The following is a 24,612-nucleotide window of genomic DNA, read 5'->3' as shown; positions in this document are numbered from 1 at the left end:
GATTCGATCGTTAGGGTAACCACCAGCTGTAATTAGATCTTCTTGAAATCACAACACACCGGTCTTTTATAAGATGTGTCAGGGAATGTGCGGCGAGATCAGAGCGTCCGAAAGGACCGGTCTTGGGTAGTCTTTATTGTATAACTCTAAATAACCTATCTCGATGAAGCACATGTACGCTTTTCATTATCGATCTGTATGGCTATACATGATCGTGTTAGGGTTGGTTTTCTTTTCCAACCTTTCCGCCCTGGCCCAGCAAGGGGCCGCTGTTGAAACAGGTGTACTCCGTATTAAAGTCACGGAAGACCTGGCACAAGCGCTGGAACGCGCGCAGATCCGAAAGAGCTCCGCAAATGTAGTAATTACAGGTATTCAGTCGCTTGACCGCGCGGCCCTGCAATTCCGCGCAACAGGCATCAAGCGTGTGTTCCGTGCTGCCGGTAAGTTTGAAGCCAAGCACCGTCGCTATGGCTTGCACCGCTGGTACGAAGTACAACTTGACCCGACAGTGCCCGTGCAATCCGCGATAGCGGCGTATCGGGGCATCGAGAAGATTGAGTATGCGGAAGCAGTACACAAGAAGCAGATCATTGGTTCTGACAAACCGAACTTCGGTCCGGTGCGGGTAGATCCCAACACACTGGCGCGTGCTACACTTCCGGGCCCTTCTAACGACCCCTTGCTAGCCAGTCAATGGCACTATAATAATACAGGACAGGCCGGCGGAACGCCGGGTGCTGATATCAGCTTGTTCGAAGCCTGGGGCATTGAAACCGGCTCCAGCAATGTAATCGTAGCAGTGACAGACGGCGGCGCGCAAGTAAACCACCCCGACCTGGCCGCTAACATGTGGGTAAACGTAGACGAAGTTCCGGGCAACGGTGTCGACGATGACAACAACGGTTACGTAGACGACATCAATGGCTATGGTTTTGGTGATGATACCGGAACAATAGCGCCGAGTGATCACGGCAGCCATACAAGTGGTACGATTGCGGCCACAACAAATAACGGTGTAGGTGTAGCCGGCGTTGCAGGCGGTAGTGGTACGGGCGATGGCGTGCGCATCATGACCCTCGCCGCATTTGGCGCCACCGCCAATGGTGGTTTTGAAGATACCTATGTATACGGTGCCGACAACGGTGCAGTGATCTCGCAAAACAGCTGGGGGTATACGCAGCCCGATGCGTTTGATCAGGTAGTACTCGACGGCATTGACTATTTTATAGCAGAAGCTGGCCGGGATGAAAACGGCAACCAGGTAGGCCCGATGAACGGCGGTATCGTAATCTTTGCCGCCGGTAACGACAACCAGAATCTAAACTGGTATCCAGGCTTCTATGCACCCACACTGGCCGTCTCCGGCTTGAACAACCAGGACAAAAAATCCTGGTATACAAACTTTGGCGCATGGGTAGACATCGCGGCGCCCGGTGGTGAAACCTTTTTCGACAACGACCCCAAAGGTGTATTGAGCACTGTATCAGGGGGAGGCTATGCCTTCTTCCAGGGCACGTCCATGGCCTGTCCGCACGTAGCGGGTGTGGCAGCATTGCTGGTATCAAAATTTGGTGGCCCGGGCTTCACGCCGCAGATCGTACGCGATCGGCTCACACAATTTGTCGATCCCATAGATCAGCTCAATCCCAACTTCGCAGGCTTGCTCGGCTCCGGCCGCCTCAACGCGCTGCTAGCGCTGCAGTTCAGTGACGACGTGGCTCCCGAAGCCATCGACGACCTGGCAGTGCAGTCCACCGCCATCACCAGCATTACATTAACGTGGACGGCCCCTGCCGATTCCGGCAATCATTCCGCTACGCTGTATGATATCCGTTACTCCACTGCACCCATCACCGAAGCAAACTTCGAGGCTGCCACGGCCGTCTCCAATCCGCCGACGCCGGCACTGACCGATAGCACCGAAGTCTTTACCGTAACAGGCTTGCAGCCGGGCACACACTATTACTTTGCCATCAAATCAGAAGACTTCTTTGGTAACACGTCACCGCTCTCCAATGTAGCGGAAGGCACCACCAATCTGCCGCCGGACATATTCGTTGCTTCGACAGCAATCACCGTTGATCTGCAAACCGCCGGTACCACAGAACGAACCCTTGTCGTCTTCAATCAGGGATCTGGCCCGCTGGACTTTACCATAGCGCTGCCCGACGCCCCCGGATTTGCATCAGCCTCGCCGTTGGCAGGCTCTGTCGCACCGGGTGATAGCACATTTATTACCGTTGGATTTAACGCGGCAAACCTGCTGGCAGGCACCTACCAGGAGTCGCTGCTGGTATTGAGCAACGACCCCGATGAAGATACCGTCACAGTATCGCTTACACTGAATGTCACAAACAATGGTGCGCCCATCGCGGCCGTAGAACCAGACAGTGTAGACTTCGGACCGGTATTCGAAACGGGCTCCGCCCAGCGAACAGTACAGATAACCAACGCTGGTTCCGAGCCGTTGATCATCACATCGATCACGTCGAGCAATCCCGACTTCACCGTATCGGCCAGCGACACCGTTATCGTTCCGCCGTTCCGCTCGTATACCGTCACCATCACCTATGAGCCCAGTGGCCTGGGCCCTGCTGCAGGCGAATTGACGATCGTCACAAATGATCCTGCGCAGACAACGTTTACCGTGTGGTTATTCGGCGAAGGTGTGGAAGCTCCCGGCATTGCCGTAGCGCCTACGTCCCTGAGCGAAACACTGAATACCGATAAAACATCGACACAAACACTGACCGTGACCAACACCGGGGCCAGCGATCTGATCTTCGCGATCGAAGTGACTGGATCGGCACCGGACACGGCACGGACTGTGAAGACCATTACGCTGCCGTCAAAATCAGCAAGCCGGTCGTCAGCCGCGCAAAAGCAGCGTGCCACGACACCCGGTAAATATTCACAACAGGTAATTCTGCGGTCGCGCGCCATACAGCCGCTCGCGGTATCGAAGAGCGTGCTGATCGTTACACCCGATCTGGATGTTACAGATATCGAAACGTTGCTTGACAACTTCCCGGGTGTAGAAGCAGATGTATATCCTACTGCAGACCTGGCGTCAATCACACTGGCCGACCTGCAAGGCTACGATGTGGTGTTCACAACCAACAACACACAGTGGCTCGCCGCCGGTGGGGTAGAACCTTCCGTCATTGGCGACCTGCTGGCCGACTATGTCGACGGTGGTGGCCATGTGATCATCAACCAATTTGCCTATTCCTACGACGCATGGCAAATGACAGGCCGGTTCATTACAGAAAACTACGGACCGTTCACACCGTCGACAACTGACGAAGTACTGGACGTATCGTTAGGCGATATCGCCGCGCCGGGCCATCCGCTGCTGTCAGGTGTTAACACGCTGGACTATACAGGCTATGTACAGAACGTTGGCCTGACACCAGGAGCCACAGCCGTTGCCTACTGGGACAATGGCGACTTACTCGTCGCAGCGAACGACAACGTCGTAGCCTTGAACCTACTCCCGACCTATGGTGATGGCAGCGGTCTGAGCTGGTCCGGCGACCTGCCGACACTCTATCAGAACGCGATCACGTACCTGGCGGGTCCAACATTCGTAGACGTAACCCCCAAGCAAGGCACTGTAGCCCCGGGCGCGCAACTCAACCTGCAAGTTGAATTTGATGCTACCGATCTGCAAGCCGGTGTATATACCGCTTCGATCAACATCCATACAAATGTCCCCGGCCAGGAAGTTGTGGCCGTTCCGGTAACATTGACATCGGCAGGTCCCGAGTTTACCGTAGACCCGACCTCTTTGGAAGAAGAACTGGAACGCGAGCAGACCGTTACACGTACGCTGACGTTAAAGAACAACGGCCCCGACAACCATACCTTCCTGGTAAGTGTCTCCGGCCTCAGCGCTTCGACCGACGTAGTGGTACAGCCGGCAGCGGCAGTCGCCAGGGTAGAAGGCCAGGGCAAAGCCGATAAGCTCAAGCAAGCATCGGTCTCAAAACAACAGCCCGATCGTACGGGAACGCAGGCCTTGACACTGGCTGGCGCCGTAGCCGCGCGCTCGGCAGCGGTTGGACTGGCTTCCGAACAAGTATATGCCACCGACTTTGAAAGCTTCACAGTAGGGGATATACACAACCAGCAAGGCTGGCGAGCCCAGTTTGGAAACTGGACCGTCGAAGAAGCAAATCCCTCCAGCGGTGCGAAACACCTCCGCGGCCTGGCCGATGGCTTAGGACAGTCACTGTCCATCAGCCCCAACGCAGGCATCGGAACCGAAGAGAAGTCGACCGTAGCAGCGAAAATAAGCATCGACGGCACGGGCACCTCCTGGCAGATCATTCCGCAGTCGCCGACCGCAGCCCTGGTAAACACCCGCATAGAATTTAGCGCCGATGGTGCGATCTATGCCCTGACAACCGGTGGCTACGTACAGGCCGCGCCGTCGTACACGACAGGCTACTTTGATGTGACCATCCAGGTAGACCGCGACTCTGCATACTTCGATCTGTACATCAACGATGAGAAGATCTTTACTGGCCAGGGCTTCACCGGCAACGTCGAAGAAGTGGCAATCCTTTCCTTCATGGAAACTGCCGGCCCGGTATTGGATGTAGATGATCTTCAAATCTTCGATGGTGAGAAAGTAGAGGCTCCTACCTTTATCACAGTATCGCCGGTATCGGGTGTCATCCCTGCAGGAGGTACAGCAACCATCAACGTAACCTTTGCGTCGGACAACCTGCCGTACGGCGAGCACACGGCCAGCATTACTATTGCTGCCGGTGAATCACGCCTGGTGGTACCGGCTACACTGACGATCGTCGGTGATCCGGCCATCGAGGTAGACCCGACTGTGCTGCAAGCAGTAGTAGACTATCGTGGAGATACAACGCAGTACATACACATCGCCAACACGGGCGGCAATCCGCTGGAATATGGACTGCAAGTGATCGGCGCCGTAGTCGAAGACGATAAGGCACCGGTTGCAACAAAAGCAACCCGGTTTAAAGATCGCGCAACAGATAAGCGCATCGTCGAGAAAACTGCGCGCGACAAACAATCGTCTCGCGTCGAAGCAAAACAACAACGCAATGGCATCACGTTGCTGGCCGGCACAGCGCTGCTGGAAGAGCACTTCGAAGGTGCCAGCTTCCCGCCGTCAGGCTGGACAGTAGTAGACAACGCCGGCACAGGTGTGGACTGGAAATTTGCCGCCGATTATGGTGAAGGCAACTATGCAGGCACCGGTGAGGCAGCCACCGTCAGCAGTGACGCCGCCGGCTTTGTTGAGTTCGATACCGAGCTGCTCACGCCGACCATTGCTGTCCCTGGCTATAAAGACATTGCCGTACAATACAATGTCAACTATCAAAACCTCCTGAACCTCGATTTCCTCGACCTCGACATACAAGTCGACGGTGGTGCATGGACCAACATTCTGCACTGGAACGAAGATCACGGCACACTGCTCGACCTCCCTGGTGAGTTTGTCACCGTACTGCTGGAAGACTATCTGCAAAATGCGTCTAGTTTCCGCCTGCGCTGGCACTACTATGATCCGAATACGGATGATTGGGACTGGTATGCACAAATAGACGACGTCGTCATCTTACGCGACTCTCGCCCTTGGCTCACCGTAGCACCTGCCGCCGGAACCATTCCGGTAGGAGAGGCGGTTGACGTAGCCGCACACTTCGATGGTACAGCCGTCGGACCGGGCTTCTATGTCGCCGGCATCCTGGTAACAAGCAACGCACCGTCCGATTCGCTGACAGGCATTGTCGCCTCGCTGACCGTACGTGAACCGGCCGAGATCTCGGTAACGCCCGATTCGCTCGTCGAAGAGCTGTATGTCGGCGAACAAGCCACACAAACACTCACGATCAGCAACAGCGGCGCCAGCACCTTGCGTTATGCCTTCGGCAACACACCGCTGCCGGCCCGTGCGCCCGCTGCTGTGAAAGCAATCACGACCGGAAAAGAAGCCTTGCAGTCTCTGACCGCATCAGCCTCCGACCTGCGTGCGTTGTCACAAGGCGGCCCTGCAACAAAAGCATCGATCATTCAATACAGCACCGGCTTTGAAGACTTCAACATCGGTACGGTAAATGGTCAGCAAGGCTGGATCTCACAACGCAACGTATGGAATGTAAGTACGGGCAATGCCTATGAAGGCACCAGCCACATCCATGCCGAAGCAGATGGCAGTGGTCAGGTATTGGCCTTTTCGCCGGAAGTGGCGATAGGTTCCGACCCGATCTCATCGACATCCGTGCAGTTGAACTTTGACAACGGCGCAGGCACAACGTGGGAAGTGATCCCGCAATCGCCGACCGCTGAATTTGTGAACACACGCTTCCGCGTATTGTCCGATGGTAGCGTCTACGCCCTGGTAAACGATGGCGCAGGCAACGGCTCGTTCCAACCGATAGCCACAACGCTGCCGGCAGGATACTTTGAGCTGCGCATCGACATAGAACGTGCGACCAACAACTTCACGATCTACATTGACGGTACCGCCGTATTCTCCGGACTGGGCTTTGCCGGCGATATCGAGCAGGTAGTATTGCTCTCGCTCGCCGAGACAACCGGTACATCGTGGGATGTCGACAACATCGCGATCTTCGACGGCCCGGCCGAAACACCCTGGCTCACAACGTCACCGACTTCGGGCTCAGTACCTCCCGGTAGCAGTGCTACCGTAACGGTAACGTTTAATGCGGAAGAACTGACTGCCGGTATATACCGCGATAGCCTGCGACTGGCCAGCAACGACCCCGACAACTCACCGATCTTTATACCGGTTGAGCTGACGGTAATCCAAAATGTACCGCCCGTACTGGCGCCGATCGACACCGCCGTGGTAGCCACGCTGACATCAAAAGATGTGACCTTCACAGCAACCGATGCCGATGACTCGGTAGTAACGGTACAGCTGCTCGATGCTCCTTCCTTCGTAACATTGAAGAGCTCAGGCAACGGCACCGCCACCTACACCATCAGCCCGGCTGTAGGGCAGGAGGGTGAGTATAGTTTGTGGGTGCTGGCAACCGATGCCCGTGGCGCAAGCGACTCGGCCATCTTCCACCTGTCGGTGGTATCGTATGGTGTGCAAAGTTTTAGCGTAATCAATACCCGCACCGGTCAGGTAGTGACGACTTTCACCGATAGCCTGTGGCTGGATGCCTCGCGGCCGGAGTTCAAGCTCTACGCCCTGCGTGCCAACACCAATCCGGCAACAGTAGGCAGCGTACGCTTCTGGGACAACAACGTCACCAACGAGTACAAGCTGGACAACTCGGCGCCGTACGATCTCTTCCCGCTGATCTTCTACCTCGACGGTCAGCAGCACAGCATCAAGGCCCGCGCATACGCGCGTAGCGGTGGCCGTGGTTATGCAAGCCCCGTGAAGGAAGTATTCCTGCACCTGCACAACCCGACCAACGTAACAGACCTCGATGTCGTGAAGAACAACGGTCCGAAGGTTTCTGACCTGGTAGACGGCAGCGTGATCGACATCAGCAAACCGCAGAATAAAGGGATCAACATCCGCGCGAACTTCAGCGGTCCACTGCCACGCAGTATCGTATTTACCTTGAATGGCGCATTCTTCCGCGTAGACAATGCCGAAGCGTTTGTCTTGAATGGTAACTACAACGGCAACGGTATCGACGTACCGTGGCCGGCAGCACCAGGATCCTATACCCTGACCGCAACGCCTTACACCAACTGGAATGGCCTGGGCGTAGACGGCGAGTCTGTAACGGTACACTTCACCATCGTCAACGGCACAGCGCCGGCAACGGCTAGTGCACGCGGTACATCACCGGAAACCTTAGCGATTGTCGAAGAGACAAGCGCCGCGGGTAAATGGTCTGTCTATCCGGTACCGGTAGAAGATGTACTGAGCATCAGCCTGTCGGCGGAGATTGAAGGACCCGTAGGGCTTTCGATCCTCGATCCGCGCGGTGTAGCACAGTTCCACGAACAAGGTAGTGCCGACAAATTCCGTGACTATAGCATCAGCACCAACAAGCTGGGCCTGACCACAGGAGTATACTTTATACAGATCCAGTATGGCGTTGGAAAACGCGAGATCCGGAAATTCATCAAACAATAACCGATAACCGCAATAACCGTTAGCGCATTAATTAAGGTGGAAGCAGCTCAGCAAGGAGCGCTTCCACTTTTCTTTTTCCCCAGAAGTCACCTTTTTTGATAAATCCGCACTTTTCCGGAGATTCATTACCGATATTTCACAATCCTTTTAACTTTGTGCCGACAAAACCACTATATGCTATTGGATTTTGAAAAGCCGATCGCTGCTTTGGAGGCGAAATTAGGGGACATGCAGAGCTTGGCCAGCGACAGCGACAAGGAAGTACAAGCAGCTGTGAAAGCACTTGAAAAGAAAATCCTGGACCTGAAAAAAGAGACCTTTCAAAATTTGACAGGTTGGCAACGGGTACAGCTTTCCAGGCATCCGGACCGCCCGTACACCTTGGATTACATCTACGAGATCACATCTGATTTTATAGAAATTCACGGCGACCGTACAGTAGCGGACGACAAGGCCATGGTAGGCGGCTTCGGCACCATCGAGGGGCAAACCTTCATGCTGATTGGTCAGCAAAAGGGCCGCAACACCAAGCAACGTCAGCTCCGTAACTTCGGTATGGCAAACCCGGAAGGCTACCGCAAGGCACTCAGGCTCATGAAAATGGCCGAGAAGTTCAATAAACCCATTATCACCTTCATCGATACGCCAGGTGCCTTTCCCGGCCTGGAGGCAGAAGAGCGTGGTCAGGGCGAAGCCATTGCCCGCAACCTGAAAGAGATGTTTGGCCTGAAAGTGCCCGTAATCTGTATCGTGATCGGCGAAGGTGCCTCTGGCGGCGCGCTGGGCATCGGTATCGGCGACCGTGTACTGATGCTTGAAAACTCTTGGTACTCAGTCATTTCACCCGAAAACTGCTCGACCATCCTGTGGCGCAGCTGGGACTATAAAGAACAGGCAGCCGAGCTCCTGAAGCTCACCGCCAAAGACATGTCAACGCTCAAGCTGGTAGACGGCATCATCCGCGAGCCCCTGGGCGGTGCACATACCGATGTTAAGTGGATGGCCCACGAAGTAAAGCGGGTAATCCTGGAAACAACGGCCGAGCTGCAGAAGATCAACCCTGACACACTCATCGAGCAGCGCATTGATAAGTTCTGTTCTATGGGCGTTGTGCGCGAATAGCCAGGCATGAGGCTCCACGTAATCAACACCGGTTTATTTAAACTCGATGGCGGCGCCATGTTTGGTGTTGTGCCGAAGAGCCTCTGGCAAAAGACCAACCCTGCGGACGAAAGCAACCTCTGTACCTGGGCGATGCGTTGCCTGTTGATCGAAGACGGTAACAAGCTGATCCTGATCGACAACGGCATAGGCACCAAACAAGACGAAAAATTCTTTAGTCACTATCACCTCCATGGCGGCGACTCGCTCATCGCGTCGCTGCAAAAAGCAGGTTTCTCGGAAGGTGACGTAACCGATATGTTCCTGACGCATCTGCACTTCGACCACTGCGGTGGCGGCGTACGGTACGAAAACGCCAAATTGGAGCTGACGTTCAAGAACGCAACGTATTGGTCAAACGCTGACCACTGGACGTGGGCCACGCGGCCCAACCCGCGCGAGAAAGCAAGCTTCATTCGCGAGAACATCGAGCCGATGCAGCAAAGCGGCCACCTGAAGTTTGTGGAGCCAGCCGCGACCTTTCCACAGTTCGACATCGTGTTAGTCTCCGGGCATACTGAAAAAATGATGATCCCCAAGATCCGGTATAAAGGCAAGACGTTGGTGTATATGGCAGACCTGCTGCCATCCATCGGCCACATACCGTTACCGTATGTGATGGGCTACGATACACGGCCACTATTAACATTGGAGGAAAAAGAGACGTTTCTCAACGAAGCCGCGGACCAGGGTTATATACTTTTCTTAGAGCACGACCCGGTACATGAATGTTGTACAGTAAAACGTACGGAAAAGGGCGTGCGGGTAGATCAAACATTTTCGCTAGCGGACATCCGCTAAAATAATTTCAGCATGAAGATCGGAGTTGTTCTTTCCGGGGGAGGCGCCAGAGGCATTTCTCACATCGGTGTATTAAAGGCATTAGAAGAAATGGGAGTAGAGATCAGCTGCGTGGCGGGTACCAGCGCCGGCTCGATCGTTGGTGCGCTCTATGCATACGGTTATTCACCCGATAAGATTCTGGAAGCAATATTGGCAACGAGCTTCTTCCGCTCTATACGACCGGCCTGGGCCATGACGGGGTTACTAAACCTCGAAGGGCTGAGCCGAGTGCTGGCAAAATTTATACCGGAGAACTCGTTCGAAGCCCTAAAGATCCCGCTCGTCATTGCCGCGACCGACATTCGCCGCGGAAGCGCCGACTACTTCCGTTCCGGCGAGCTGATCCCTGCCATTATTGCATCATGTTGTGTACCGGCTGTCTTCAATCCCGTACATGTAAACGGTAAGACCTACGTCGACGGCGGCCTCGTGGACAACATGCCCGCCGCACAGATCCGTAAGGAATGCGACCTGTTGATCGGCTCGCACTGTAATCACATCGGAACAGAGTTCGATGCAAAGAATTTCAAAAACGTGATCGAGCGAAGCCTACTCATTGCAATCAACGGCAATACAACCGAAAGTAAAGGACTTTGTGATATACTGATCGAGCCGCCCGAAGTGGGGAAGGTGAGTGGTTTTGAGTTGGGACGGGCGCGCGAGCTGTTTACCATCGGGTACGAGTTTACCAGGGAACACTTCACGGCAACCCACTTCCAACAGAAAAAAGCAATATGACCACACGTTCCTTCCAGGAGCAGATACGCGAAGGCATTCCCGATATACTGCCACCGGCGAAAGCGTATGACCCCACCGTGAGCCATGCGCCCCGGCGGAAAGATATACTCACCCCCGCGGAGAAAAAGCTGGCCGTGCATAACGCCCTGCGTTACTTTCCGCCACAACACCACGCCTTACTCGCACCGGAATTTTACGAAGAGCTGCTCACCTATGGACGGATCTATATGCACCGCTTCCGGCCCGACTACGCCATGCATGCGCGACCGCTGCACGAATACCCCGCGCAGTCCCCGCAGGCCGCCGCGATCATGCTCATGATCCAGAATAACCTCGACCCTGCCGTAGCCCAACATCCACACGAGTTGATTACCTACGGTGGCAATGGCGCTGTATTTCAGAACTGGGCCCAATACCGGCTCACGATGCAGTACCTGTCGCGGATCACCAACGACCAGACGTTGCACATGTACTCGGGGCATCCCATGGGGTTATTTCCTTCGTCGCCCGAAGCGCCGCGTGTCGTGGTCACCAACGGCATGATGATCCCCAACTACTCCAGGCAAGATGATTGGGAGCGATTCAACGCGCTCGGCGTAACACAATACGGACAGATGACCGCAGGGTCATACATGTATATCGGTCCGCAAGGCATAGTACACGGCACAACCATCACGATACTCAATGCCGGCCGCATGATCAGCCGGGCAGGAGAGGGCCTCGCAGGCAAGTTGTTTGTTACATCAGGCCTCGGCGGCATGAGTGGCGCACAACCCAAAGCCGGCAACATCGCCGGATGTATATCGGTAGTCGCAGACGTAAACCGCCAGGCTACCGAAAAACGGCATGCCCAGGGCTGGGTAGACGAGATCACAGACGATCTGGATAAACTATGCGCACGCGTACGCGCGGCGCAAGCAAAGAAAGAGGTTGTATCGATTGCCTATCAGGGCAACATCGTAGATGTATGGGAGAAGTTCGATCAGGAACAACTATACATCGACCTGGGCTCTGACCAAACCTCCCTGCACAACCCGTGGGCCGGTGGTTATTATCCTGCCGGCATGAGCTTTGACGATGCCAACAAGCTCATGACCGGAGACCCCGCAGCATTTCGCGATCAGGTACAAGAATCCTTACGCCGACACGCCCGCGCGATTCATAAGCATACGACACGGGGCACCTACTTCTTCGACTACGGTAACGCCTTCCTGCTCGAAGCCTCCCGCGCGGGAGCCGACGTCATGGCCGGCGACGGCATCAACTTCCGATATCCTTCCTATGTACAAGACATCATGGGACCGCTATGTTTTGACTACGGTTTTGGCCCCTTCCGCTGGGTATGTACCTCTGGTAAAGACGAAGACCTGGCCATCACGGACGGGCTGGCCGCAGAAGTACTGGAATCTATGCTACGCGATGCACCTCCGGAGATACATCCGCAACTCCAGGATAACATTCAATGGATCCGCCAGGCCCGGCAAAATAAATTGGTAGTGGGATCGAAAGCGCGTATACTCTATGCCGATGCCGCCGGTCGTATCGCACTGGCACTGGCCTTCAACAACGCTATTCGTGCGGGACGTGTCGGTTCAATAGTATTGGGTCGCGATCACCATGACGTATCCGGCACAGACAGTCCATACCGCGAAACCTCGAACATATACGATGGCTCACGTTTCACCGCAGACATGGCCGTACACAACGTTATTGGCGACTCTTTCCGTGGAGCTACCTGGGTATCGATTCACAACGGGGGCGGTGTGGGATGGGGGGAAGTGATTAACGGCGGTTTTGGCATGTTGCTGGATGGTAGCATAGAAGCCGAACGCAGAGTGCAGTCCATGTTGTTTTTTGATGTCAACAACGGCATAGCCCGAAGAGCATGGGCCGGTAATAAGCATGCTATATTTTCTATCAACAGGGTGACGCAAAACAGCTCCATGCAGGTAACGCTTCCGTACGCAGTTGATCCGGAGTCGCTCCAATTTATATAGTAATTATTTTGGCACGGTTTTCGGTGTTAGAGTGTATCTGTATTATAGTTTAACTATCTACCTACTAAGAACACGTATGAACAAAATTTTAGCATTCTGCGCACTGGCGTTATCCGCCGGGTATGTACAGGCACAGACAACTGCCGGCCGCATGTTGATAGGCGGCAACGTCGGCTACACGTCACAAAAAAACGAAAGCTCATTGGGCGATACAAAGGTAACGAGCTTCAATGTCAATCCACAGTTCGGCTATTTCGTGGCCGATCACCTGGCCGTCGGACTTTATGTGGGTTATTACAATCAGAACGTCAATTATCCCGATCCTTTTACTGGCGATGGCGAGTTTGAGAGTAAATATTACTCCACTAGCCTGTTGCCGTTCGTTCGCTACTACATATTCACCCCGAACGAAAAATTTGCATTTTATGCCGAAGCCCGGACGGGCATCGGTTTTACAAGGACCGATTATGAAGCAGTCGACGAGAAAATTAAAGGCAGATATTTCTCGGCACAGCTCGCCCCCGGCTTCAGCTACTTCTTCAATGAGAAGTGGGCGTTGGACCTGCAGCTAGGGGGTATATCCTATTATTCGAGCAACAGCAATATAGATTCGGACGCTGAAAACAAAAAAGGCTCAGCGTTCAACATCGAAGCGTCACTGACTCCTGCCCTCGGCTTCCGCTACTTTATGGGCCAGTAGCCGACCTCCCCATCATCATGGGGGATCGGGTGTACAACGGTGTCGGTGTTGGCCGCCGGCGGCTACGTTAACCGTTAGCGTGTCAAACCCGATCCGTGGCTGCCCGTCATATTAATTTTGATTTAATCACGGCGTTGCGCGGCGAGCATGACTCGGTATAAGCATGCAATATTCTCGATCAACGGACCGGGCGGGGAGACGAACCGACTACATCCGACACTTCCAGGAAACGACGAGCCAGGCTTATTAAACTCCAACAGTAACCAATACGATTGTTTTTCGTATAGTTGGGGTAGCGAAATTTATATCTAAACAACAAACAACACGTATGAAAAAACTCTTCTTGATTTGCGTACTTGCGGCAGGCATGGCGGGCTATGCACAAGCACAGACAACAGCGGGTAACATGATGCTCGGCGGTACTTTCATGTATAGATCCGAAAAGCAGGAAACACCGGCAGAAGATGCAAAGCGTAACACCTTCACCTTTGCACCCCAGTTCGGATACTTTGTCGCCGACAACCTGGCGGTAGGTCTCGGCTTGGACTTGACCACGGTAAAGATAGATCAGCCCGATGGAGACGAAGACAAATCAACCGAATTTCTGTTCGAGCCGTTTGCCAGGTATTATATGTTTACGTCGAACGACAAGTTTGCGTTTTACGCCGAGGGAGCGTTAGGCTTCGGTTCTACAAAGGTGGAGCCCGACGGTGACGACGAGCAGAAAAGCAGCATGTTCCGATTCCGTGTATCTCCAGGCTTTTCCTACTTCTTTAATGAAAAGTGGGCGCTTGACTTCCAATTAAGTGGAATATCCTACACATCCGAAAACCCGAACACCGACTCGGATGCAGACGACGACAAGATCAATACGTTCGAATTTGGAGTATCGTCTCTGAGCCCGCAGTTAGGTTTCCGCTACTTCATTGGTAATTAATGACTTATTAGCGTATTAAAGACCTCTCCCAAACTCGGGAGAGGTTTTTTAGTGTATAAGGCACTATCTTTGTTGTGGAGAGACTTGTTTAAACAACTGATTATGAAGAAAATCATTATTACCTCATTTTTCCTGCTGGCAACCATGTACACTTTTGCACAGGCCCAGCTGGCCATCGGTATCAAAGCCGGTCCTAACTTTGCAAAACTCGACGGTACAAGCGCAGAAGGAACGTTCGAAAATCGCACCGGCTATCACTTCGGTGCCTTTGGCTTGATCAAACTGACCAAGATCGGTATACAACCCGAGATCCTCTTTTCACAGCAAGGCAGCAAGATCAAAACAAACACCGGCGATTTTGATGCGAACTTCAGTTACATCAACATTCCTATCATTATCAAATTATATACAATCGCAGGTATCAACCTGCAAGCGGGTCCTCAGTTCGGGTTCCTCTCACGTGCTGAGATTGAAGATCAGGATGTTAAGGACGCCGTGAAAAGTTCTGATGTTAGCCTCGCATTGGGTGCTGGCTGGGATCTTCCCTTTGGCTTGACGCTTGACGCCCGCTACAATCTGGGCCTGAGCAAGATCGATGAGGATGACCCTACTTTGAGCAAAATTAAGAACCAGGTATGGCAGATTTCAGTAGGTTATAAGCTGATCAAATTAGGCAAGTAGTCTATAAATAATATCGGCATTAGATGGCCTTTCCGCATAAAACCGAAAAGGCCTTTTTTGTTTCCAGCCATCAGTTGTATAAACGAAATCGTCGATTAATTGATGTTCAAACGTTTGCATTAGTCCGCAGTTCTATAGAAATTCGTTCATTATTTTTTAAACCATAAAATTCCCTTTATGAAAAAACTATTCTTAACGGTTGCGGCAGTAGCCCTGTGCACTGCGACACTTTTTGCTCAGATCAGCATTGGTGCAAAGGCCGGTGTAAACCTGGCCAATGTAAACGGCGATGACGTAGATGAAGCAGACATGCGCATAGGCTTCCACGTAGGAGGGTACTTGAATGTCGCTTTCTCCGACGCACTCTCTCTGCAACCTGAACTGCTGTTTAACTCCGTAGGCTACAAGACTTCCGAAGAGATTGCCGGCGACGATTATGATGTTGCTACAAATTTGAATTACCTGTCCATTCCGGTAAACCTGATGTACTCCTTCGGTGCGTTTAACGTTCATGCAGGCCCGCAGCTCGGTTTGCTTATGAGCGCCAAACTTAAATCATCCGATGTAGACGAATTGGACGGCGAGGATGTAAAGGACTTCTACAAAAGCTCTGATCTTGGTTTCAACGTAGGCATTGGCGGCAACTTCGGAAAACTGAATGCCACCGCCCGCTATACACTTGGCCTGTCAAACATTGCCGACGACGATGATGCGGATGTCAAGAATGGCGTAATCCAGATCTCACTGGGCTATAAGATCTTCGGCGGCGACTAATACCGACGTCTTTAGGAGGATTAAAAAGGATTAATAAAAAAGACCGTCTCTCAAGAGGCGGTCTTTCTTATTATCAGCGTTACAGGATGGGGCTATTGGATAGTAATCAGGTAATAATTTTTCTTACCTTTTTGCGCAATCAGGTACTTGTTCTGTAACAGATCAAACGAAGCGTTCTGGTTGGGATCTGTCAGTTTCACTTTGTTAACGCTCACGCCACCCGCCTGAATCATCTTACGTGCTTCACCTTTCGAGGGAAACACCAGGCTACCCGTGGCAACCGACAGCAGGTCGGTAACCGTGGCGGTGGCCTCGTAGTCGGCACGGCTAATGCTCGTCTGCGGTACCCCTTCAAAAAGAGAAAGCAGCGTACCTTCGTCCAGACTCTGTAGATCCTCCGTGGTAGAGTTACCGAATAGCACATTGGATGCCTGAATGGCTTTTGTATACTCAGCTTCCGAGTGTACCCGGATCGTGATGTCCTGTGCTAACGCTTTCTGCAGCTTGCGCTCCTGCGGCGCCTGGTCATGCTCGGCAATCAAGGCCTCGATTTCTTGCTGCTCGTTGAAGGTAAAGATGCGAATAAAGTTCTTGGCATCTTCATCCGATACGTTGAGCCAGTACTGGTAAAACTTATACGGTGAAGTCTTCGCCGGATCAAGCCACACGTTACCACCTTCGCTCTTTCCAAACTTGGTGCCGTCGGCCTTCGTGATCAGCTTGGTCGTCATGGCAAACGCATTGCCATCGGACTTCCGACGGATCAATTCTGTACCCGTCACAATATTGCCCCATTGATCGGAGCCACCCATCTGGATCTTACAGTTCTTATGCTCGTACAGCCACAGGAAGTCGTACCCTTGTACCAGCTGGTACGTGAACTCCGTAAACGACAATCCGTTCTCGCCTTCCAGGCGTTTCCGTACAGAGTCCTTTGCCATCATGTAGTTAACGGTAATGTGTTTACCCACATCTCGAATAAAATCCAGGAAACGGAATTCCTTAAACCAATCGTAATTATTAACCATTTCGGCGCCGCTGGCACCGCCGGTGAAATCCAGGAATTTCTCAAGCTGTTGGCGTACGCACGCTACGTTGTGACGCAATACATCTTCCGACAGGAGATTACGCTCGGCAGATTTGCCAGAGGGGTCGCCTACCATGCCGGTAGCGCCGCCAACCAGGGCAACAGGCTTATGCCCGCACCGCTGAAAGTGCACCAGCGTCATAATCTGCACCAGGTGCCCGATGTGAAGGGAGTCTGCCGTAGGGTCAAAGCCGATATAGCCGGCTGTAACTTCTTTGTTGAGCTGCTCTTCCGTACCGGGCATTACGTCGTGTACCATGCCGCGCCAGCGAAGCTCTTCTACAAAATTCTTCATCGCCAAATTTTGGGGCGAAGATAGGGAAAAGAAAAGAATCCAGGGGGTGGCCCAGGCAGCCAGCCCCCGAATTCAACTCCAAAATTTAGGTTAATGGCTCGATAGTTCGACGTCGCGAATGCCGATGGTCTCCACCTTGATGTTCCGGTTCGGGGCCGTCTGCATCTTAAAGTCCTGAATGATCTCCAGCACGTCGTGGTCGATCGCCACGGAATGAGACCCGTCAATAATCACTTTTGAATTCTCCGGCAGGTCGTCCAGGCTAAGCTGGATACTGGCCTTATTCAAAAACGTCACCTCTTCCGACAGACGGATCTTGATCACCTCGCCGTCATGATTCTTTTCCGTGACGTAGTGATAGGCGTGCCGGTAGTTCTTGCGCAGAATAAAGAAGATCGCAAAGACCATCCCGATCGCAATACCCTTCAGCAGGTCGGTGGCCAGAATGGCAGCAACCGTAATGACGAAGGGGACGAACTGTTCCCAGCCCAGCTTATACATGGTACGGTACAGCGATATTTTGGAAAGCTTGTACCCCACCATCAGCAGGATCGCCGCCAGCGACGCCAGCGGAATGAGATTCAGAAACCGCGGAATGAAGATCGCCGACAGCAGGAGGATAACCCCGTGCAGCATCGTCGCCATTTTGGATCGGCCACCCGCGCCGATGTTGGCCGAGCTGCGTACGATCACTTGGGTAATTGGCAGACCACCAATCATTCCCGAGATCATGTTGCCAATGCCTTGCGCTTTCAGCTCACGGTTCGTGGGCGTATTACGCTTGTACGGATCGAGCTTATCCGTCGCATCAACGCACAGTAGTGTCTCGACGCTGGCGACAATCGCAAGAGTTAAACCAGTGATATACACCTGCGGATTGCTCAGGGCGCCGAAGTCCGGCAGCCTGAAAAAGCTGATGAACTCGCCGGCACTCGCCGCAATCGGTAATTGTACCAGGTGGTCGTCTTGAAGGATCCAGGCCGGATTGATGCTCGACATCGTGGCATTTAATATAATGCCCGCAAGTACGACAAACAGTGCACCCGGCAAAAACCGGAAGAGCCCCAGCTTGCGCATAAACGGCCGCTCAAACAGGATCAACAGCGCCAGCGAAACGATACTGATCAGGATAGCGCCCGGGGCATTGAATCGAATCGCGTAATAGATTTCACTAAAGGTATTGTGGCTGTCCGCCTGCGTGAAGGCAAAGTCGCCGACAAAGTCTTTGTCGTACCCCAGCGCGTGGGGAATTTCTTTCAGGATGAGGGTCAGGCCGATCGCCGCCAACATGCCCTTGATGACGGAAGAAGGAAAATAATAGGCAATGATCCCTGCCCGGAGGAAACCCGCCAGAAGTTGTATTGCACCCCCCAATACCACTGCCATCAGCAGCGCTTCGAAGCTGCCCAGCGTGTTAATGGCACCTAGCACAATCACGACAAGCCCGGCGGCAGGCCCGGAAACACCCAGGGATGAGCCGCTTAGGCCGCCTACAATAATGCCTCCTATTATACCGGCAATAATGCCTGAGAAAACGAGATCTGTCCGGCCTGTGGACGCTAACCCCAGCCCCAGGCAAAGGGGAAGGGCTACTAAAAAGACCACCAGGCTGGCGGACATATCATACTTGAGATTCTGAAAAGAAAATTCTGATTTCATGTGTCGCAGACGTTCTAAAATCGGTTTATGCTTCTTGACCTGTCACTACTTTTCCGTCCATGCGGAAGACAGGGGCGTGATACGTCTGGCCATCCATCGTGATGTCCAGGTCCTTGATCAATCCCGTCTTCAGCTCATACACCCAACCGTGTACAAATGGAAGGCTTCGTTCTTTCCAGGCATTTTGAATGATGGAGGTCTTCGCGACGTGCTGAACTTGTTCAATCACATTCAGCTCCACGAGCCGGTTGACACGGGCCTCCGGGTCTTTAATATCGGTTAATTGTTGTGCGTGCATACCGCGCACGTCCTTGATGTGACGCAGCCAGTTGTCCACCAGACCGTGTTGCTCTTCGCCCATGGCAGCTTTTACACCACCGCAGCCGTAGTGACCACAGACGATGACGTGACGTACCTTCAGAATGTTGACCGAATAGTCGAGTACGCTCAGCATGTTCATATCGGAGTGAACCACCATGTTGGCAATATTGCGGTGAACGAAGATATCGCCCGGCTGCGTGCGTGTAATTTCGTTCGCAGGTACGCGACTGTCAGAACAGCCGATCCATAATACCTGCGGGCTTTGGCCTTGTGCCAGGCGTGTGAAGAATTCTGAATCCTCGTCGAGCTTCTCTTGTACCCACTGACGGTTGCCTTCCAATAATGACTTATATATGTCCATACGTTGATCGCTTTTAAGAATAAAACTTTAATGAATAAACCTTCCTGTCGGCCGCACAAAACACAACAAATGATCTGTGCCGGCGTACAGTAGACGGTAAGTTAGTACGTTGCTGAAATGATGTAGGGATACTGCGGTGAATGCAGTATAGAAGTGTGCGGATTAGGCTTCGGGAGGTTGTATCACGGTGTTGCGTGTGCCCGCCAATGTCTTTTGGCCATGGCTGGCCATATAGGTAAGCTGTTGAGGCAAAACGAGATAATCGCTGAGGGGTGTTCTGTGGTGGAGAAGGAGGTCTATTTCGGTAGCGCTCTTTAAATCTTCGCTACCGTTGCCTCCAAAAGCATCTTTCTCTTCTTCCGATGCGGCCCCCGCGACAAGCTTGGCGATGTTCTCAACCATCTTTTTGTTTTGCGTCAGCTTCAGGGCAGACACTTCCGCTAAAAAGAAGCTCATGTTCAGAAACAGCACACCCGTGACCAGGGTTGTTAGCGTAAGGACGACTCTGTTTCTAAAAACCTTCATTACTACAAAGGTACGTGTTTTTTTTAAAATTGTTTTCCTTTCGCTTTATTGGAACATTAAATCAACATTAGAACGATCTGAATCCACACTTCTTTTATGAAACAACCTGACGCCCTGACGCTTGTAATAGAATTCCATAATACCTTTAAACACCCCGTCCTGGAAAAACCGACTATCCCTTCAGAAGACCGCTGCAAATTGCGCGTAGCCCTGTTGGCCGAAGAATTAAAAGAGCTGGAGGTCGCTATTCTGGAAAAGGACATCGTGGAAGTAGCCGACGCGCTGTGTGACTTGCAATATGTATTGGCCGGCGCTATCCTCGAGTTTGGCCTGGGCGACAAGTTCAAAGCCCTCTTCGAAGAAGTGCAACGCTCGAACATGAGCAAAGCTTGCCGTTCAGAAGACGAAGCAAAAGCCACCGTGGAACACTATAAAAAGAAAGACGGTACAGAATGTTATTATACCGAAGAGCATGGCAAGTGGTTGGTGTACCGTAAGTCGGATAACAAAACAATCAAGTCAATCGAGTATAGCCCGGCCAACCTTGCGGGTATCGTAGAATCTTAAGTATAAAACTCGAACTGAAACACCGTGTCCTGTCCACCCAGCTGTAACGGATTGATGGCCAGGATCTGCGACTCATTATACGCTTTGATGAACTCCTGCCGGCTGATGCGCAGCTTGCTAAAGCCTGGCTTGATACGATGGTACTGCATACGGCCTGAGCCGTTCGCGGTGGCGCTAAAGATATAGCTGTATTGCAGCGGAATAGGGGACGGGATATACCGCATAATGCGTCATGGCTAAAGGTCTCTGAAATCAACATGCGACATATTGTTCTGGCATGCATTGTATTGCGCCAGCAACGTAAAGGCATTGTGCGGCACATAGTGGAACCGCGACTCGAGCTCATCGATCTTCAGGCAAAGCTCGTGTACGTAGAACCGGATCTGATCCAGGTTCCGGCAAGACGTAGGGCTTTCAAAGTTCCGACGCGTAAAAAGCTCGAACTCTTGGTCGATCTGGGTACGGAGATGCTCGCTCATGGCTTTTGTGCATTATTACACAATACTACGAAAAAAGAGCACTATTGGATACATTTTGTGTGTAAAAATGCACAATTCTTTCAACAGCGAAACCAATCCGCCGATTGGATAAAGAGCTCGGGAATGATATTTAAGTGTTTGATTGTTACTTAATTATAAGTGATCGGAGAGCGTACAGGCGGACGGGGGGTGTCCGCGAGGCAAAGCTTTCCAGTAACCCTAAGTCCACACACGTCATAGTTATACCAGTTGTATGCGAACATGACCGTTGCCGAAATAATGAGAAGCAACAAACGTTTGACAGATAGCAATTCGTTTAAATCAGTATATTTAAAACACTAACAACCTCTATGGAACCTACTGCTAATCCCTTTCTTGATATTTGGCACTCCTCGATGATAACGGGCGCGATACTCATGATCATAGCCGGGATCATCATCTATCTCTTACACAAGCTGCGTGTCTCCACGATCAAAGACTACAAAGCCAAATACGATTACATCAACAAGAAGGAGATTCGGAACTATAAGAAAATGTTCGTCTGCTTTGCTGTGGCTGCCACTATGTTTATCAACCTCTACGGTATGGGCAAGCTCAACACAATCGAGATCTGGTTCTTTGTGCGGTTGTTTATGTCCATCGCCGGTGGTACGCTGGTAGCATACGTGGCATTCCTGGTACTCGACTACTATTATCCTACCGTCCTGAATAAAAAGCTGCGCAAGTGGCGATACATGCCCCGTGTGAGCAAGGACGGCAACACCATGCGCCTCCTGAGCGAAGAAGAGGAAGACGTACACCTGGAAGAAGGCATGCAGGCAGAAGAGAATGTGTTCTCAATTGACTACGATGTGTGGATGGATGAGAAATCAGGTGAGGTAAAAGTCGACAAATATCCCGGTCACCTACAAGCCCTGCGATGCAACAGCTGTGGTTTTTACACGATGAAAATCGTCAAAGAAGAGATCACCCGCCATCCCAGCAAAGACGCCGCGGGCGAATTAATTAAACACTTTCAATGTTCTTATTGCAAATCTGTGCGCGCAACCGCGTACAACATCTCGACCAAAGAAGCGGATGACTACCGCAAGGCAGGCATGCACACCTTTAAGCGCAATAAAAACATCGACATGGTTCGGATCGAGATCCACTCCAGCATTTCCGGTAAGAAATTTTTTGAATTCCAGAACATGGAGCAGGCACAAAAGTTTTTGGATGAATATGACGCCGAAAAAGGATCATAAGTCTGACTTTTTACGTTAAAGAAATCGGGGCATGGGATTTGCCCCTTTGTATTACCAAAAATTAGGGAGTGATGATGAAGAAAATGATTTTTGCGGGGATGGCGAGCATGGCTTTGTTCGCAACGACCTTGGCCGCTACAGTGGCGGACACAACCCGCCTGAAGCCCAAGCCGGTATACGGAAAAGAAGCCAAGGTAATCACCTACATCCTGGACAACAATCATTATCGTAAGCTGTCGCTTAACGATTCCATGTCCTCGGTCATCCTGGATGAATTTATTAAGAGCCTTGACAATAATAAAACGTACTTCACACAGTCCGATCTGAAAAGCTTCGAGGCCTTTCGTTATAAGATCGACGATCTGACCCGCGCCGAAAATGTAGACCTGGCGTACGATGTCTATGCCGTGTTCCGCAAGCGGTTCAACACGCGTATGGACTACATCTTCAAAACACTACTCAAACAACAATTCACCTACACATCGGACGAATATTATGAATCCGATCGTGACAAGGAGCCGTGGGCCAAGGACGAGCAAGAGCTCAACGAAGTGTGGCGCAAGATTGTCAAAAGCCAGGCGCTCAGCCTGAAGCTGGCCGGCAAAACCCCCGAAGACATAGAGCGCATGCTGCGTGAGCGTTACGAGCGCTTCAGCAAATCCATTCTGCAATTCAACTCGGAAGATGTGTTCAGCATGTACATGAACAGCATTACTGAGTCATACGACCCCCACACGAACTATTTCTCGCCGCGTGCCGCCGACCTGTTCAAACAACAGATGAGCCTGTCGTTGGAAGGTATCGGTGCTAAACTGCAAACCGAGAACGACTATACCAAGATTGCCGAGGTTATTCCCGGTGGTCCGGCGGATAAGAGCAAGCTTGTACACAACAACGACCGCATCATCGGCGTAGCCCAGGGTGATGGCGAAATGGTAGACGTGATCGGCTGGCGCATTGATGACGTCGTAAAACTGATCAAAGGCCCCAAAGGCACCACCGTACGTCTGCAGATATTACCGGCTGCAACCGGGTTGAATGGTGCGCCCAAAATAATCCAGATTGTACGCGATAAGATCAAGCTGGAAGACCAACAGGCCAAAAAAAGTATCATCCACTACCAGAAAGATGGTAAAGACATGAGCCTGGGCGTCATCACCCTGCCGAGCTTCTATATGGACTTTGAGGCCTATCAAAAAGGCGATCCCAACTATACCAGCACAACGCGCGATGTACAGCGTCTCATTAAAGAGCTGCAAGCCGAGAACATCAGTGGCCTGGCGCTCGACCTACGCAACAACGGTGGTGGCTCGCTCACGGAAGCAATCGACCTGACCGGCCTGTTTATTAAAAACGGCCCGGTTGTGCAGGTGCGAAACACCATCAACAAGACGGAAGTCATGACCGACAACAACCCGGCCATCGGCTACAACGGACCGCTCGTCGTGCTGACCAACCGCTTCAGTGCTTCGGCATCCGAGATCTTCGCCGGTGCAATCCAGGACTATCACCGCGGCGTCGTAGTAGGAGAGTCCACCTTTGGAAAGGGCACCGTACAAACCGTGATCGACCTGAATCGCTTCATCAACGACCCGGCTAACCAGGTAGGCGAGTTGAAGCTTACGTTCCAAAAATTCTACCGTATAACCGGCAGCAGCACCCAGAACAAAGGTGTAACACCCGACGTCTTGTTGCCGACCCCGCTGGATCCTGAACAATTTGGCGAAAGCGCCAGCCCCAGCGCTATGCCCTGGGATGAGATCAATGGAACACTCTTCCAAAAAACACCCGTGATCAACGAAAAGGTGCTGAGCAATATCAACAAAGCTTACCAGGAACGTCTGAAAACCGATAAGTCGTTGAGCCAGTTTGTAATAGAGACCGATGAGATCCGAAAGAGCTACCGCGACACCCGCGTGTCCCTGAATGAGGTCGTGCGGAAGAAAGAGATGGACGATGCTGAGCAGAAAAAAGCGTCGGGCAGTAAATTGCAAGGACACATCCCGTCCAAGGAAGTGCCGGAACCGAAGACCCTCGACGATCTGGACGACGAGTACCTGCGCGAAGGCCTGTTTGTACTGAGCGACCTGATCACCACCAAGATCGGCTAAGCCCGGACATCCCCAT

18 protein-coding genes are annotated in these 24,612 nt (G+C 52.2%); 12 read left to right on the top strand and 6 right to left on the bottom strand.

Annotation, left to right across the window (positions count from 1 at the left end):
• Positions 1–163 precede the first annotated feature (163 nt).
• The 9 genes from KK062_RS09835 to KK062_RS09795 all read left to right on the top strand — a co-directional run bounded on the left by KK062_RS09835 (position 164) and on the right by KK062_RS09795 (position 15,947).
• Complete coding sequence (locus KK062_RS09835) at positions 164–8,116, top strand: Ig-like domain-containing protein (RefSeq protein WP_254084117.1); 7,953 nt, start codon at positions 164–166, stop codon at positions 8,114–8,116.
• Between the two features lie 174 nt (positions 8,117–8,290).
• Positions 8,291–9,238 (top strand): acetyl-CoA carboxylase carboxyltransferase subunit alpha, encoded by a 948-nt coding sequence (locus tag KK062_RS09830; RefSeq protein WP_254084116.1) that lies wholly within the window; start codon positions 8,291–8,293, stop codon positions 9,236–9,238.
• A 6-nt stretch (positions 9,239–9,244) separates the two neighbouring features.
• Entirely contained in the window at positions 9,245–10,078 is an 834-nt protein-coding gene (locus KK062_RS09825; protein WP_254084115.1) for an MBL fold metallo-hydrolase, read from the top strand.
• A gap of 12 nt (positions 10,079–10,090) precedes the next feature.
• On the top strand, positions 10,091–10,858 hold the full coding sequence (locus tag KK062_RS09820) for a patatin-like phospholipase family protein (RefSeq protein WP_254084114.1): 768 nt from the start codon (positions 10,091–10,093) through the stop codon (positions 10,856–10,858).
• Complete coding sequence (hutU, locus tag KK062_RS09815) at positions 10,855–12,855, top strand: urocanate hydratase (protein WP_254084113.1); 2,001 nt, start codon at positions 10,855–10,857, stop codon at positions 12,853–12,855. Before KK062_RS09820 ends, hutU begins: the two co-directional genes overlap by 4 nt.
• Before the next feature lie 76 nt (positions 12,856–12,931).
• Positions 12,932–13,555 (top strand): outer membrane beta-barrel protein, encoded by a 624-nt coding sequence (locus KK062_RS09810; protein ID WP_254084112.1) that lies wholly within the window; start codon positions 12,932–12,934, stop codon positions 13,553–13,555.
• A 328-nt stretch (positions 13,556–13,883) separates the two neighbouring features.
• Entirely contained in the window at positions 13,884–14,492 is a 609-nt protein-coding gene (locus tag KK062_RS09805; RefSeq protein ID WP_254084111.1) for an outer membrane beta-barrel protein, read from the top strand.
• A gap of 102 nt (positions 14,493–14,594) precedes the next feature.
• The gene (locus KK062_RS09800) at positions 14,595–15,173 is read left to right on the top strand and encodes a porin family protein (protein WP_254084110.1); all 579 of its coding nucleotides are present in this window, start codon (positions 14,595–14,597) and stop codon (positions 15,171–15,173) included.
• A gap of 177 nt (positions 15,174–15,350) precedes the next feature.
• Positions 15,351–15,947, top strand: a complete 597-nt coding sequence (locus tag KK062_RS09795; RefSeq protein ID WP_254084109.1) for a porin family protein — start codon at positions 15,351–15,353, stop codon at positions 15,945–15,947.
• Positions 15,948–16,039: 92 nt separating this feature from the next.
• Here KK062_RS09795 and tyrS read toward each other — a convergent pair whose 3' ends face one another.
• The 4 genes from tyrS to KK062_RS09775 form a co-directional block, all read right to left on the bottom strand.
• The gene (gene tyrS, locus KK062_RS09790; RefSeq protein ID WP_254084108.1) at positions 16,040–17,329 is read right to left on the bottom strand and encodes a tyrosine--tRNA ligase; all 1,290 of its coding nucleotides are present in this window, start codon (positions 17,327–17,329) and stop codon (positions 16,040–16,042) included.
• 90 nt (positions 17,330–17,419) lie between these two features.
• Positions 17,420–18,988, bottom strand: coding sequence for a SulP family inorganic anion transporter (locus tag KK062_RS09785; RefSeq protein ID WP_254084107.1), 1,569 nt, complete (start codon positions 18,986–18,988; stop codon positions 17,420–17,422).
• Positions 18,989–19,013: 25 nt separating this feature from the next.
• The gene (locus KK062_RS09780) at positions 19,014–19,670 is read right to left on the bottom strand and encodes a carbonic anhydrase (RefSeq protein WP_254084106.1); all 657 of its coding nucleotides are present in this window, start codon (positions 19,668–19,670) and stop codon (positions 19,014–19,016) included.
• A 162-nt stretch (positions 19,671–19,832) separates the two neighbouring features.
• Complete coding sequence (locus tag KK062_RS09775; RefSeq protein WP_254084105.1) at positions 19,833–20,195, bottom strand: hypothetical protein; 363 nt, start codon at positions 20,193–20,195, stop codon at positions 19,833–19,835.
• Positions 20,196–20,291: 96 nt separating this feature from the next.
• Here KK062_RS09775 and KK062_RS09770 point away from each other — a divergent pair, with 96 nt between their 5' ends.
• A complete protein-coding gene (locus KK062_RS09770; protein ID WP_254084104.1) occupies positions 20,292–20,762 on the top strand; it encodes a pyrophosphohydrolase domain-containing protein in 471 nt (156 codons plus the stop codon).
• Here KK062_RS09770 and KK062_RS09765 read toward each other — a convergent pair.
• Together KK062_RS09765 and KK062_RS09760 are read right to left on the bottom strand one after the other, a co-directional pair.
• The gene (locus KK062_RS09765) at positions 20,759–20,986 is read right to left on the bottom strand and encodes a hypothetical protein (protein ID WP_254084103.1); all 228 of its coding nucleotides are present in this window, start codon (positions 20,984–20,986) and stop codon (positions 20,759–20,761) included. The two genes, KK062_RS09770 and KK062_RS09765, sit on opposite strands and share 4 nt — an antisense overlap.
• 12 nt (positions 20,987–20,998) lie before the next feature.
• Positions 20,999–21,241, bottom strand: a complete 243-nt coding sequence (locus tag KK062_RS09760; protein ID WP_254084102.1) for a hypothetical protein — start codon at positions 21,239–21,241, stop codon at positions 20,999–21,001.
• 350 nt (positions 21,242–21,591) lie between these two features.
• Between KK062_RS09760 and KK062_RS09755 the strand changes: the two genes are divergently transcribed.
• Positions 21,592–22,485: a hypothetical protein gene (locus tag KK062_RS09755; protein WP_254084101.1), complete on the top strand. Its 894-nt coding sequence runs from the start codon at positions 21,592–21,594 to the stop codon at positions 22,483–22,485.
• Between the two features lie 71 nt (positions 22,486–22,556).
• Entirely contained in the window at positions 22,557–24,596 is a 2,040-nt protein-coding gene (locus KK062_RS09750) for a carboxy terminal-processing peptidase (RefSeq protein ID WP_254084100.1), read from the top strand.
• Positions 24,597–24,612 lie beyond the last annotated feature (16 nt).

It is taken from the genome of Dawidia cretensis, assembly GCF_018598175.1.
Lineage (GTDB): Bacteria > Bacteroidota > Bacteroidia > Cytophagales > Cyclobacteriaceae > Ohtaekwangia > Ohtaekwangia cretensis.
The sequence above is the reverse complement of the archived record's forward strand: the minus strand, read 5'-3'. Positions and strand labels throughout refer to the sequence as shown.